This is a genomic window from Arthrobacter pascens, assembly GCF_030816475.1.
Classification (GTDB): Bacteria; Actinomycetota; Actinomycetes; order Actinomycetales; family Micrococcaceae; genus Arthrobacter; species Arthrobacter pascens_B.
The window spans coordinates 3712769-3725914 of record NZ_JAUSXF010000001.1; the positions used below are offsets into that span (position 1 = coordinate 3712769).

Consider the following 13146-nt stretch of genomic DNA (forward strand, 5'->3'; position numbering starts at 1 on the left):
TGTTAACTGAAATAACGGCCGCCCGCACCAACGGCTCCTTCGAATCAACGGCAAGGCCGCACCGGCGAATACTAGGCTGGGAGTCATGATCCCGCAGGACTCCGGCCCGGCTGTCTCCGGCTGGGCCGCCCGTGCCAATGAGGCGGCATGCTCGGTCACGGCCCTGTTCGGCCATCGGCTACTCTTCCTGCCGGGCACCCACATCGGCGCCATTCTCCGGCCCTCGCGCCCCGCGGAGATCCTCGTCCGCCCCTGGCACTACTGGTGGCAGGCGCAGTACCTCGACTGCCTGGTGGATGCCGGAATCCGGGAGATGGGCAGTGCAGCCACGTCCGCTGCACCGTCCGACGGCGAAGGTCCCGACGACGGCGGCGGTAAGGCCGGCGTCATTCCAGGCGCCGTTGAGGCCGGCGCCGGCAGGCTCGCCTCCCGCCTGCTCACGGGCATCAGGCTGCGTAACCTCCTCACCTTCGTCAACAGCTACTACGACGACATGGCCTGGCTGGCACTGGCCACCCTCCGGCTGCATGAACTCGCCGAAGCAACCCAGCAGGAGGAATTCCGCAAGCCACCACTCAGGAACAGCAAGCGCATTGCCAGGATCCGGAAAACCCTGACCCTGCAGTTCGATTCGGCCTCGACGGACGACCTTGGCGGCGGCACCTTCTGGAGCAGGAAGCGGGATTTCAAGAACACCCCCGCCACCGCCCCCGTCGCGCTCTTTTATGCCCGGACCGGCCAGCGGGACAAGGCCCAGGCACTGCTGGACTGGCTGGACGCCAGGCTCTTCGATCCGGCACAGGGCCTCTACCTGGACGGGCTGCGGATCGACCCCGCGGGCGGGGTGGTGGTGGAAACCGCCATCTACACCTACAACCAAGGGCCGGTGCTCGGCGCGCTCCTGGAACTCGGCGGGAAAGCGAACCTGGCGCGCGCTGCCACGATTGTGGAGGCAGTGGGCCGCAGCCTGACAGTCCCGCCCGAAGCGGACAGGCAAAGCGGCGCCTCACCGGACAGCCTGGTCCTACAGTGTGCGGGCACGGGCGACGGCGGACTCTTCACTGGGATCCTGTGCCGCTACCTCGCACTCGCCGCAGCCGACCAGCGGCTTTCCGGGACCGTCAGGGCAGCGGCCGGACGCCTCGTCCTGGACACCGCCGAAGCCTTCTGGGCCGGCCGGCGCCACATTTCGCCAACGGAACCCCTGGCCAGGCATCTGACCAAACACCCGTCAGGGCACCTGTCCGGGCACGTATCCGGGCACCCTCGCAAACACCAAGGCAACCTGATCTTCTCCGTCCACCCCCGGACGCCCGCGGATGTCACCTATCCCCCGGGAGCCGCCGTCGAACTTTCCACCCAGCTGCAGGCGTGGATGGTCCTGGAGGCCGCCGCGGCGATCCAGCGAAAGACCCACTGGAAATAAGTCACGCAACAGTTCCGTAATTCATGTGATCCTAATCACTTAAGGTCATTCCCGCTTGGATGCTTAGGTTTGGCTAACCTACAGTTTCTCGAGAGAGCAGCACCTGACTTCCGACTCACAGGACACCAGGTCCAGCAGACTTTTTCCCCAGAAAGCAGCCCCCTTATGAAGATCCGCTCCCACGCCCTGGCCGGCATCGCACTTGCCGCCACCGCCGCACTCGGACTGTCCGCCTGCGGCGGCGGCCCCACACCGGCAGCCTCAGGTTCCGCTTCCGCCGGCGGCGCTGGCTCCGGCGAGATCACGGTCTACAACGCGCAGCACGAAGACCTGACCCAGGCCTGGGTGGATGCCTTCACCAAAGAGACGGGGATCAAGGTCACGGTCCGCAACGGCGAGGATCCGGAGATGGCCAACCAGATCATCCAGGAAGGCGCGGCGTCCCCGGCCGACGTTTTTCTCACGGAGAACTCCCCCGCGATGGCCCAGGTTGAGAACGCCGGCCTGTTCGCCGACGTCGACCAGGCCACCGTGGCACAGGTCCCCGCGAATTTCCGCCCGAGCACCAACAAGTGGACCGGCATCGCTGCCCGCTCCACCGTCCTGGTCTATGACAAGACCAAGCTGACCGAAGACAAGCTGCCCAAGTCCATGCTGGATCTGGCAAACCCGGAGTGGAAAGGCCGCTGGGGCGCTTCCCCGTCCGGCGCCGACTTCCAGGCCATCGTCGCCGCGCTGCTTGAGCTCAAGGGTGAAACCGCCACGAAGGAATGGCTCAAGGCCATGAAGGATAACTCGAAGGCCTACAAGGGCAACAGCACCGCAATGAAGGCAGTCAACGCCGGCGAGATTGATGCCGCCCTGATCTACCACTACTACTACTTCGGAGACCAGGCCAAGACCGGAGAGAACTCCAAGAACGTCTCCCAGTACTACTTCAAGAACCAGGACCCGGGAGCATTCCTTTCGGTTTCCGGCGGTGGAGTGCTGAAATCTTCAAAGAACGCTGCGGCCGCACAGGAGTTCCTGAAGTTCGTCACGGGCAAGAAGGGCCAGGAAATCCTGCAGAAGGGCACATCCTTCGAGTACGCGATAGCCTCGGACGTCCCGGCCAATGACAAGCTGGTGCCGGTGAAGGACTTGCAGGCTCCCACCGTGGATCCTGCCAAACTGAACTCCGAGAAGGTCACCGACCTGATGACTGAGGCAGGACTGCTCTAAATCTGTGACCACTGATCTATCGGCTCCGCAAGTTTCCGGAGACACGACGACGGCGGGCAGGGGCAAACGTCCCCGCCCGCCTTTCGGCGTTTCTGCAGTAGGCATCCTGGCGGTACTGACAGCACTGTTTTCATTGCTCCCGCTCGGCTACGTCATCTTCATGACGGGTGTGACCGGCTGGGACACCGCCGTCACCCTGGTCTTCCGCCCCCGGGTGGGGGAACTACTCCTGAACACTGTCTTGCTGATTTTGATCACGGTACCCCTCTGCCTCGTCCTCGGCGTCGGCGGCGCCTGGCTCGTCGAGCGGACCGGCCTCCGGGGAAACAAATGGTGGGCCGTCCTGCTGGCCGCCCCGCTGGCGGTTCCGGCCTTCGTTAACAGCTACGCCTGGGTTTCGGCGGTGCCGTCACTTGAGGGCCTCTGGTCAGGCGTCCTGATCGCCACGCTGTCCTACTTCCCGTTGGTATACATTCCGGCCGCTGCGGCACTCAGCCGGCTGGATCCTGCCATCGAACAGTCCGCCGCGTCCCTGGGCCTCGGGGCATGGCGGACGTTCTTCCGGGTGGTGCTGCCGCAGCTTCGCATCGCGATGACCGGCGGCGCTCTCCTGGTCGCCCTGCACCTGCTGGCCGAGTACGGCGCCTTCGCCATGATCCGGTTCGACACTTTCACCACCGCGATCATGATCCAGTATCGGTCCACGTTTAACGGAACCGCCGGCAACATGCTGGCGAGCGTGCTGGTGTTCTTCTGCCTGATCCTGCTCCTGCTCGAGGGCCGCAGCCGGGGCACAGCCAGATATGCGCGGGTGGGCTCCGGCGTCCAGGGAAAGGCCCTGCGGCTTCCGCTGCGCTCCTATCAGCTGCCCGCCCAGCTCTCGCTGCTGGCGCTGACAGTTCTCGCCTTCGGGCTACCCCTGTGGGTTGTGCTGCGCTGGACCCTCGCGGGAGCGGGAAGCTGGCCCGCGGATGAATTCATCCCGGCCCTGCTGCAGACTCTTGGGTACGGACTGGCGGGAGCTGCCGTCACCATCGTCGTCGGGTTCCCCATGGCTTTCCTTGCCGTCCGGTATCCCAGCTGGTTCAGCAAGGCGCTGGAGCTTTCCAACTACATCACCAGCTCGATGCCCGGCATCGTCGTGGGCCTGGCATTCGTCACCGTCAGCATCCGTGTGGTCCCCGGCGTGTACCAAACGGCCGGGGTGCTGGTGGCGGCATACGTCCTGCTGTTCCTGCCGCGGGCGCTGGTGAATCTGCGTTCAGGGCTTGCGCAGGCGCCCAAGGAACTGGAGGAAGCAGCACAGTCGTTGGGAAGACCGCCGCTACTGTCCTTCATCCGGGTGACGCTCCGGTTGACGGCTCCCGCCGCAGCCGGGGGTGCGGCCCTCGTGTTCCTGGGCATCGTCAACGAGCTGACGGCCACCCTGCTGCTCTCCCCGAACGGCACCCGCACGCTTGCCACCCAGTTCTGGAGCAAGAGCAGCGAAATCGATTACGTCGGCGCCGCCCCCTACGCGCTCCTCATGATCCTGGTATCCGCGCCGATGACCTACCTCCTCTTCCAGCAGTCCAAGAAAGCAGCGGGACAGTGACAGAACAAGCGCCCTCACGCCTCCCCGAACCGCGCATCGCAGCCTCGGTGGTGCCCAGTACCAACAGCCACCTGGTGATCGATTCCGTCACCAAGACCTTTGGTACCCAAGCCGTGCTTAAGGGCGTGAACCTCTCGGTGGCCAAAGGCGGGACCACGGCCATAGTGGGCCCGTCCGGCTCCGGCAAAACCACCCTGCTGCGCCTGATTGCCGGCTTCGAGCATCCCGAGACGGGGACGATTGAGCTCAACAGGACCCTGGTTGCCGGCGACGGCGAATGGGTGCCGGCACACAAACGCCACATCGGTTACGTGGCCCAGGATGGCGCCCTCTTCCCACACCTCACCGTTGGCCAGAATGTTGCCTTCGGCCTCGACGCCGCGAAACTCCCGAACGGCCGCCGGGCAGTTGGTGACCGGGTTAGCGAGCTGCTCGAGATGGTGTCCCTGGACCCGGCTATGGCCAGGCGGCGCCCGCACCAACTCTCCGGCGGCCAGCAGCAGCGTGTGGCCCTGGCCCGCGCGCTGGCCAGGGAACCAGAGCTGATGCTGCTGGACGAACCGTTCTCCGCGCTGGATGCCGGGCTGCGCGTGGCCACCAGGCGGGCAGTGGCAAAGGTCCTGAACAAGGCAGGCGTCACCACCATCCTGGTGACCCATGACCAGGCCGAGGCCTTGTCCTTCGCGGACCAGGTGGCCGTGATGCGGGGCGGCAAGTTGGCCCAGATCGGAAATCCGTTTGTGGTGTACACGCGTCCTGCGGACCGGGCCACCGCGGAATTCCTGGGCGACGCCGTCATCCTGGATGCCTGGATGGAGGGCTCTCTCGCCACGTGCTCATTGGGCGGCATTCCCGTCCGCCGGCCGCCTGCGCAGGGCCGCGTCCAGCTCATGCTGCGGCCGGAGCAGATCCGCATCGCCGAGGACGGCCCCATCAGTGGCGTCGTGGTAGACACCGACTACTTCGGCCCGGAAACCACAGTGCGGCTCAAACTTGCCGTGCCACCCGAGCTGGCCAACGGAGCCGACCACCGCTACCCCGGCGGCGGGGAAATCATCACCATCCGCCACTGGAACGCCTCCATCGCACGGCCGGGGATGCAGCTCTGCCTGCGGGTGGTGGGCGAAGCCGTGGCTTTTCCCCTGGACGACTGAATTCCTCAGCCCGCCTCCGGCTTCTTCTGCTGCGGGAAGGGCGACTCACCACGTGCCAGCATTTCCACGAAACCGGCAATCTTCCGCTCCCGGAGCGCCTGGTTCTTTACCGAGGTCGTGCGGTAAATCAGGGCATACCGGTTCACGGAGGTGAGAACGTCGAACATCGCCTGCGCCTCCGGGACGGCGGCGATCGCGGCGGCCAGGTCCGCCGGGACCTCCGCCGTCGCCTGTCCCGGATACGCCGCTTCCCAGCGTCCGTCCGCTTTCGCGCTTTCGACGGCGGCCCGGCCGGCGTCGGTCATCTTCCCTGCCGCCTCGAGCCGGGCCACGTGCCCGACGTTCCGCACTGACCAGCGGCTTTTGGGGCCCCTGCGGGTCATACGCTGGGCGTAGCTCCCGTCGTCGCGTTTTTTCACCTGGCCGTCAATCCAGCCAAAGCACAGCGCCTCATCCAGGGCTGCATCGTAGTCCAGCGCGGTGACGTCGCCACCCTTCTTGTGAAGCACCAGCCACACGCCCGGGCTGTCCCGGTGGTTCGCTTCCAGCCAGGACCGCCACGCGGCGGCATCCGGCACCAGCAGCTCCTGAAGTTCAATCGCCATGGGCCTATTCTGCCCCGGTGCCGCGCAATTCAAGTCGTGGCATGATGACCGTATCCGCGCCGTCAGGATCCGAGGAGAAACCATGCTGCGTGTCCGCCCCGTCCACTTCACGTCCCGGATGGAACCCTGGGAGCAGCTGCTCACGGCCCTCGGGCTGGCCAAAACCACGGATGACGGTGCCTGGCGTGAGTTCGACGCCGGCGCCGGCAGGCTTGCCCTCCACCAGGTGGAAGCCGGCGCACCCAATGACGGAACCACGGTCTTCGGCGTCGAGGTGGGTGATGTTGCCGAGTTCGCCCGGCGCACCAGCATCGCCGGGCAGGAAACCGGGACCACGTCCGCGGAGCTGACCGGCACTGACCACGGCGAGTCCTGCCGGATCACAGGCCCGGACGGCTTCAGCTTCCTGGCCGACAAGGCCGCCCACGGCGCGAACTGCGCAGACGCGGACCCGGCCCTCGCCGTCGTCGGCGTCTGGTTCACACCGGAACCGGCCGCGGCCGCGCAGACGCTGCGGGACATCGGAGCCAGGTACCGTCCTGTTCCGGATGACGACGAAACCGCCGACTTCACCGCCAAGAACGGCGGGGTGCTGATGGTGCGCCCCGCCTCCGGCACACCGCGGTCAGGACTGGGCTTTGAGTACGACGGCGACCTGGACGCTTTACGGGACCGGCTCACCGTCGGCGGCCTGGAGGCGGGCGTGACGGAGGAGGCATTCAGCCGGACGCTACACGTTGCCAACCCCGATGCTGACAGCCAAACCCCCGCAGCAAGCCTGCATGTACCGCCTACCCTCTGGATTTCGAAGCGCCGCATCGAGGGATCCGGCAACGGCGTTCCGGACGACGCTTAGAGCTGAGAAATCACCCGCCACCGGCCTGCAGGCGTCCGATGGGGTAGAACTTAACCATGAATGTTCGCACACCTGACCCCAATCCCGGCTGGCTCTCCGAGGAGGACCTCTTTGAGGCACGCGGGAGGCTCCCCATGGTTTATGTGGAAGCCGTTCCGGTCAGGTTGGATCCGCTCGGATTCGTGAACGAAGTCGGCACCCTGCTGCAGGCCGACGAGGACGGCGCCATGATCCGTTCGCTGGTGTCCGGCCGCGTCATCTACCGGGAGACGATCCGCGCCGCACTCCTGCGCCACATGGAGAAGGACCTCGGCCCGCTGGCCTTCCCGCAGCTCCCCATCAGCCCGGTGCCGTTTACCGTGGCCGAATACTTCCCCGCCCCGTCGCAAACCGGGTTCACTGACGACCGCCAACACGCCGTGTCGCTGGCATACGTCATCCCGGTAACCGGTGAATGCGAACCCCGCCAGGACGCCCTGGAGCTGACCTGGATGACCCCTGAGGAAGTGCTCAGCCCGGGCGTCCAGCTCGAATTCAGCGGCGGCCGGGGCGCGCTCATCCGCCAGGCGCTGGCGTTTGCCGGAGTGGGCTTCTGACGCCCTCGGGCTGCCCGGGGTCCCCGACTTCCTGCACCCTCCTTTGTAGACTGTAGGGCGGACCGCAAGAGAACCTAAGGACTCCCATGACCGAAACGCCAGCCGCCCGGCACTACAGCGAACAGCAGGCTGGATCTCTGAAGACCGGCGATCAGCTCCTTCTTCCCGACGGCAAACGCGCTGCCGAAATCCAGCGGGTGGAGCTGGAGTCCGACGATTTTGGCTCCCCTGCACTTGTCGTCGCCACGCTCACTGGCGGCGGGACTGTCCGCATTGCCGCTGGCTCCTCAGTGAACGTCCTGGATCCGACGCCCGACGCCGTCACCCAGCTTCCGGTCGCGGAGAACCTCATCGGGGAAGCGGAGGCAGCCCCGGTAGCTCCCGCCGTCGTCGTGCCTCCCCTGCCTGCCACGCCCCCCGCGGCCAGCGGGCCCACCGCTGAAGAGTTTGCGCTGATTCCGGCCCCGCAGGGAACGCCGGAGTCCGTGGTGGAGGCCGTCGCCGAAGCCCACCCGGATGCCGTGGGAGTCCTGCTGCTGGCCGACAAGCTGGCCAAGGGGGTCAACGTCAAGTCCGGCAGCTGCCTCAAGGACCTCAGCGATCTGGCCCACGAACTGTTCATCGCGCTCAAGGATCCGGAGGGGGCGCTGGCCGTGGCCGACCTGCTCAACGTCCTGCCCTTCGACGGCAATCCCGGCAGGTGGGCGTCCGTGGAGGCGTCGCTGGCGCTCTCCAGCTACATCTGCAGGCAGGATGGGAGGCAGGAGCGCGCCGAGGTGTACGAAAAGCTGCTGCGCACCCCGGAGAACCAGGAGACGGACCCGTTCAAAGCCCGGATGAACGCCAAAGTCCGGCAGCGCTCGCTGAACGAACCCAACCTGTACGACAAAGAGATCTTCCGCTCCATCGACAATTCCAACCACGAGGCCGAGCGCGAATGGCGGCTGCTCCGCCTGGAATCCCTCCTCTTTCTTCGGGCGCACGGGGGCTCCGAGACGATCGGCCTCGGCGAGCTTGAGCGCCGGATCAGCAATGAGCTTGAGGCCGTCCGCGCCTGAGGGTTCCTTCCCCCGGTTGCGCTGACCAGGCCTGGCAATTACCCCTACCCGGTACTCCCCCTGAGTTGTACATTCGGGCTATGACGAACAATCTGAGCGTAGTGATTAATGCCGACGCGGCGCAGGTCTGGACCATGCTCCGCGAGCCGTCCAAGGTGGCGCAATGGCACGGGTGGGAGGCCGATGACCAGCCCGCCGAGATCAATGAGATCTATTTTGGCAGCGATGTGGTGGAGGCGCCGGACCACACCAGCCTGACCACCAACAGCGGCGACGTCTTCGAGCTGAAGCCGGTTCCTACCGGAACCCAGGTCAGCGTGACCCGGGCCGCCAAGGACCACAACTCGGAGTGGGCAGCCTGGGATGAGGACATCACCCAGGGCTGGCTGACTTTCCTGCAGCAGCTCAGGTTTGCCCTGGAACGGCACCCCCACGGCAAACGGCACACGCTGTTGTTCGAGCTTCCCGGAGGTTCCGGCTCCGCCATTGAGAAGCTGGGGCTTGCCGATGTACCGAAGCCCGGCGAGAACTATGACCTGACGCTGGGCACCGGGGAGGAGATCTCGGGCAAGGTCTGGTACCGCAGCAACCACCAGGTGGGGCTCACGGTCCACGGCTACGCGGAACATGGGGACGGCCTGCTGATCGTGGCCGATCAGCAGGTCATCGATGAAATCCGGCCCGACGGCGGCGCGTTGGTCATCGTCTCCACCTACGATCTGGGTGCCCACAAGCTGGAGTCCTTGCGCGCCCTTTGGGAAGGCTGGCGCGCTGAGAACTACCCCACATCGCAGTCGGTCCGGTGAGGGTTCCGGGCGGCTAGCTGGCAGACTGGAACCGTGTCAGCCAACCCCGCCCCGGCTTCTGCCGACCCCACTGCCGAACCTTCTGCCGGCGCCGCCGTCGGTACCGCCATCCCCGGACAATCCGAGTTCTCCTTCCGGGTAGGCACCCGGCTGACCGACCGCTCGGCGCCGTCTGCTGCCCTGATTGAGCAAAACGGCGGGGAATTCCTGGGCCGGACCGGGATCATCAGCACTCCGCATGGCGAGATCCGGACGCCTGCCTTCATCGCCGTCGGCACCAAGGCCACCGTGAAGGCAGTGCTGCCGGAATTCATGGCCGGCCTGGGGGCGCAGGCACTCCTGGCCAACGCCTACCACCTGTACCTTCAGCCTGGCCCGGAAATACTGGACGAGGCAGGCGGCCTGGGCACCTTCATGAACTGGCCTGGCCCCACCTTCACGGATTCCGGCGGGTTCCAGGTCATGAGCCTGGGATCAGGCTTCAAGAAGGTCATCGACATGAAGCAGGTGGACACGACCGGACCGGACGACGCCGTGGCTCCCGGCAAGGAGCGGCTGGCCCACATTGACGAGGACGGCGTCTGGTTCAAGAGCCACCTCAACGGTGACCGGCACCGTTTCACGCCGGAGATCTCCATGCAGGTCCAGCACCAGATCGGCGCGGACATCATGTTCGCCTTTGACGAGCTGACCACGCTGCAGAACTCCCGCGGCTACCAAGAGGAGTCGCTGGAGCGGACCCGGCTGTGGGCCCTGCGCTGCCTGGACGAGCACATCCGGCTGACCTCGGCTCGGGCAGGAAAGCCATACCAGGCGCTCTTCGGCGTGATCCAGGGGGCGCAGTACGAGGACCTGCGCCGGAAGGCATGCCGGGACCTCGGGGCCATGCCGTTTGACGGGTTCGGCATCGGCGGGGCGCTGGAGAAGGAAAACCTGGGAACCATCGTGCGGTGGTGCAACGAGGAACTGCCCGAGGACAAGCCGCGGCACCTGCTCGGGATCTCAGAGCCCGACGACATCTTCACCTCCATCGAGAACGGCGCGGACACTTTCGACTGTGTTTCCCCCACCCGAGTGGCCCGCAACTCCGCCTTCTACACGCCCACCGGCCGCTACAACCTGTCCGGGGCGAAGTACAAGCGCGACTTCGGCCCCCTGCAGGAAGGCTGTGACTGCTACGCCTGCACAAACTATTCGCGGGCATACATCCACCACCTGTACAAGGCCAAGGAAATGCTCTCGGCCACCCTTATCTCCATCCACAACGAGCGATTCGTGGTGAAGATGGTGGATGACGCCCGGTTGGCCATCGAATCCGGCCGCTTCTTCGAGTTCAAGGCCGAGACCCTGGCGCAGTACTACTCCTGACGGACCGACTTCGCGGGAGCCGCCACAGTTCGCTGTATCGCTCCAGCGAGCTCGTCACCCCTCCCGCGAACTCACGGTTTTCCACATGGCGGAGGCCACGTCTGTCGGCGGCGTTGCCTGTAGCCGAGTCTGGGGTCATGACACACCTACAGCCGAGCCCTCGCCCCCAGCTTCCCGGGAACGGCAGCCTCTGGCGCACGCAGGAACTCCTGGACCTGGGAGTGGGAAAACGTTCAATCGCCGCACTGGTGGAGTCGGGCATCCTGATCCGGCTGCGGCACGGCTGCTATATCAGGGGCAGCGTCTGGATGAAGCACTCCCCGGGTCTTCGCAGCCTCCAACTGATCCATGCCCATGCACATGGAACACGCACGACGTCGGCAGGCGCCTTCCGCTATAGCCACACCTCGGCTGCGCGGCTCTGCGGCCTTTACCTCTGGAACGTCGACAACCGGATCCACCTGACGCAGCGGACGCCCCCCTCAGGGGACCGACATGGTCGTGACGTTGTCTGCCATACGGCGGACGTAGCAGAAACCGACCGCGCCATAGTCAATGGCCTTCGAACCACCACCCTGGAGCGGACCGCCGTCGATTGCGGCTTGCTTCTTCCCTATCGGCAGGCGCTCATCCTCATGGACCACGCGCTCCGCCTTGGAGCGGACAGGATCAAGCTGGACGCCGAGGCAGCCAGGCTGGACGGACGCCGGGGCATAAGGAATCTGCGCCGCGTGCTCGCAGCCGCCGATCCGCGGTCAGAATCACCGGGCGAAACGCTAGCGCGGGATGTCATCTCCCGGCTGCGGATCCCTGCCCCGGAACCGCAGGTCGAGGTGATGACCCGCCGTGGCCGTTACCGGCTGGACTTCGCCTGGAAGCAAAGGAAGGTGGCCCTCGAGTTCGATGGGAAGACCAAGTACTTCGACTACCGGCCTACAGAGCAGGTGGTGTTCGAGGAAAGGCAGCGGGAGAAAGCCCTCACGGAGGACGGCTGGACGGTCATTCGCATCGAATGGAAGGACCTGTTCCGGGAATTGGAGTTCAGGAACCGCCTGCTGCCGGTGCTGGATGACTGACTGCCATCGAGTTCGCGGGACCAATCCCGGGAACGCTGTTGCGCTACAGCGAGCCCGAGCGTTTCCCGCGATCTCGGCAGTGGCACACCCTCAGCGCGGGTCGGCGATCTTGCCCATGAAGAGCGGCAGGCCGGTCTCGACATGCACGATCTGGTACTGGAACGGCCGGTTGAATTCGAGGATACGCGCAGGATCTGCCACCTTTCCGCTCACGGCCTCTGCATTGATCTGCGTCACAGCGGCGGCGATGGTCCCTTTCTCGGCCACGGTGATGTTGGCCGCCTGGGCTGCCTGCGTAATCCTCATCCCGTGCTGGATCGGATCGAAGTCCCGGGTAGTGGTGAGGGTCTTGCCCAGTCCCAGGGCGCCCAGGACCTTCCGTAGGTCAAAGCTGCTTTCGTGATCCCACGACGGGAGCGAGAGCTGGACGCTTTCGGGCGCCGCAGCTTCAAGCTTTTCCGCTATCCGGGCCAGTTGCCCGGGAGCGAAGCCCTTGGCGGTGTCAGTGCCCGTCTCCGGCAGGATGAGCCGCATGACGAACCCCTCGCCGAAAGGCAAATCCACCGCCTGCCAGCCGGTCCCCTCGGCGTACGCCAGATCCTGAAGCGTATGCATCATCGGGACGTTGACTTTCGCGCCGTCCGCCTTCGTGAACTGTGAATCCGAGGTGGCATTGGCACTGAACGGCGTTTTCCACGCACCCGCGAAATACACGGTGTTGAGCAGGCTGAACGTGTTGTTTCGATCGTAGCCAGCCGGTGCCTTCTTGATCCGGCCGCCGGTGCTCTTATCCACCCAGGCGTTGATGGCCGGGCTGGTGACTGGCTCATCGCTGAAGTCCACGGGATAAACACCCGCCCCGTAGTGTTTGGCCAGCGTCTGCAGGTAGGCATCACCAGTAGGAACGTTCTTGTCAACGAACAGTCCATTGGCCGTGTGCATCAAGGGCTTCAACGGCGGGTTCGCCTCGTCCACTGAGCCGGGATCGCCATCGAAACGCTCAAGGGAGGCCAGGAGAGCGTTCATAGCCTCGTCGCGGTTCTCCGCCGGAAGCCCCAGCACGGCGTCGATCTCCGCAGCCGTTTCGCCCGAAGCACCTGCACGGAGCATGGCCAGGGCAATCAGCAGGCTGCCCGGTGACGCAATGACATTGCCAGCTCCGCCGTCACTCAGCAGCGCATCGCCCAGCTTGAAGGCCGACGTCCGGAACGCTGCCAGTTCGCCCTTGAAAGCCGAACGGTCCACCGAAACCCGCTCAACGCCGTCGGCTTTCAGCAGCGCTGGTCCGGACGAACACGCCGTCAGCAGCAGCACAGCTCCCAGCGACAGAATCCTCAAAAAGCGGAGCCTTTTCATTGCCACCCCCGGCCGACAACGGCGGGAATC

General features: G+C 65.4%; 12 protein-coding genes. 10 read left to right on the forward strand and 2 right to left on the reverse strand.

Annotated features, from left to right (window positions below; all coding sequences use genetic code 11):
- The first annotated feature begins 85 nt into the window (after positions 1–85).
- From QFZ40_RS16970 to QFZ40_RS16985, 4 genes are all read left to right on the forward strand, one after another.
- A complete protein-coding gene (locus tag QFZ40_RS16970; RefSeq protein ID WP_306905809.1) occupies positions 86–1426 on the forward strand; it encodes a glycoside hydrolase family 76 protein in 1341 nt (446 codons plus the stop codon).
- Between the two features lie 165 nt (positions 1427–1591).
- Entirely contained in the window at positions 1592–2647 is a 1056-nt protein-coding gene (locus tag QFZ40_RS16975) for an iron ABC transporter substrate-binding protein (protein ID WP_306905810.1), read from the forward strand.
- Positions 2648–2651: 4 nt separating this feature from the next.
- Complete coding sequence (locus QFZ40_RS16980) at positions 2652–4241, forward strand: ABC transporter permease (protein WP_306905811.1); 1590 nt, start codon at positions 2652–2654, stop codon at positions 4239–4241.
- Positions 4238–5395 (forward strand): ABC transporter ATP-binding protein, encoded by a 1158-nt coding sequence (locus QFZ40_RS16985; protein WP_306905813.1) that lies wholly within the window; start codon positions 4238–4240, stop codon positions 5393–5395. The genes QFZ40_RS16980 and QFZ40_RS16985 overlap by 4 nt, the downstream gene beginning before the upstream one ends.
- A 5-nt stretch (positions 5396–5400) precedes the next feature.
- On the opposite strand, the gene QFZ40_RS16990 is transcribed toward QFZ40_RS16985, so the two are convergent.
- Entirely contained in the window at positions 5401–6000 is a 600-nt protein-coding gene (locus QFZ40_RS16990; RefSeq protein ID WP_306905815.1) for a YdeI/OmpD-associated family protein, read from the reverse strand.
- Between the two features lie 82 nt (positions 6001–6082).
- On the opposite strand from QFZ40_RS16990, the gene QFZ40_RS16995 reads away from it, so the two are divergent.
- The 6 genes from QFZ40_RS16995 (at position 6083) to QFZ40_RS17020 (ending at position 11760) form a co-directional block, all read left to right on the forward strand.
- Complete coding sequence (locus QFZ40_RS16995; protein ID WP_306905816.1) at positions 6083–6856, forward strand: VOC family protein; 774 nt, start codon at positions 6083–6085, stop codon at positions 6854–6856.
- A 56-nt stretch (positions 6857–6912) separates the two neighbouring features.
- Positions 6913–7452 carry an NUDIX hydrolase family protein gene (locus tag QFZ40_RS17000; protein ID WP_306905817.1) on the forward strand — a complete coding sequence of 180 codons (540 nt, stop codon included), beginning with the start codon at positions 6913–6915 and terminating at the stop codon, positions 7450–7452.
- A gap of 86 nt (positions 7453–7538) precedes the next feature.
- A complete protein-coding gene (locus QFZ40_RS17005) occupies positions 7539–8510 on the forward strand; it encodes a DUF6707 family protein (RefSeq protein WP_306905819.1) in 972 nt (323 codons plus the stop codon).
- A gap of 80 nt (positions 8511–8590) precedes the next feature.
- On the forward strand, positions 8591–9316 hold the full coding sequence (locus tag QFZ40_RS17010; protein ID WP_306905821.1) for an SRPBCC family protein: 726 nt from the start codon (positions 8591–8593) through the stop codon (positions 9314–9316).
- A gap of 33 nt (positions 9317–9349) precedes the next feature.
- Positions 9350–10684: a tRNA guanosine(34) transglycosylase Tgt gene (gene tgt / locus QFZ40_RS17015; protein ID WP_373427443.1), complete on the forward strand. Its 1335-nt coding sequence runs from the start codon at positions 9350–9352 to the stop codon at positions 10682–10684.
- 137 nt (positions 10685–10821) lie between these two features.
- Positions 10822–11760, forward strand: coding sequence for a type IV toxin-antitoxin system AbiEi family antitoxin domain-containing protein (locus QFZ40_RS17020; RefSeq protein ID WP_306905823.1), 939 nt, complete (start codon positions 10822–10824; stop codon positions 11758–11760).
- A gap of 90 nt (positions 11761–11850) precedes the next feature.
- Here QFZ40_RS17020 and QFZ40_RS17025 read toward each other — a convergent pair whose 3' ends face one another.
- On the reverse strand, positions 11851–13116 hold the full coding sequence (locus QFZ40_RS17025; protein WP_306905824.1) for a serpin family protein: 1266 nt from the start codon (positions 13114–13116) through the stop codon (positions 11851–11853).
- Positions 13117–13146: the final 30 nt, after the last annotated feature.

What these genes read in the sequence shown, in the direction of transcription:
- QFZ40_RS16970 (WP_306905809.1), top strand. Translation starts at nt 86, where the DNA reads ATGATCCCGCAGGACTCCGGCCCGGCTGTCTCCGGCTGGGCCGCCCGT.
- QFZ40_RS16975 (WP_306905810.1), top strand. Translation starts at nt 1,592, where the DNA reads ATGAAGATCCGCTCCCACGCCCTGGCCGGCATCGCACTTGCCGCCACC.
- QFZ40_RS16990 (WP_306905815.1), bottom strand. Translation starts at nt 6,000, where the DNA reads ATGGCGATTGAACTTCAGGAGCTGCTGGTGCCGGATGCCGCCGCGTGG.
- QFZ40_RS16995 (WP_306905816.1), top strand. Translation starts at nt 6,083, where the DNA reads ATGCTGCGTGTCCGCCCCGTCCACTTCACGTCCCGGATGGAACCCTGG.
- QFZ40_RS17000 (WP_306905817.1), top strand. Translation starts at nt 6,913, where the DNA reads ATGAATGTTCGCACACCTGACCCCAATCCCGGCTGGCTCTCCGAGGAG.
- QFZ40_RS17005 (WP_306905819.1), top strand. Translation starts at nt 7,539, where the DNA reads ATGACCGAAACGCCAGCCGCCCGGCACTACAGCGAACAGCAGGCTGGA.
- QFZ40_RS17010 (WP_306905821.1), top strand. Translation starts at nt 8,591, where the DNA reads ATGACGAACAATCTGAGCGTAGTGATTAATGCCGACGCGGCGCAGGTC.
- QFZ40_RS17020 (WP_306905823.1), top strand. Translation starts at nt 10,822, where the DNA reads ATGACACACCTACAGCCGAGCCCTCGCCCCCAGCTTCCCGGGAACGGC.
- QFZ40_RS17025 (WP_306905824.1), bottom strand. Translation starts at nt 13,116, where the DNA reads ATGAAAAGGCTCCGCTTTTTGAGGATTCTGTCGCTGGGAGCTGTGCTG.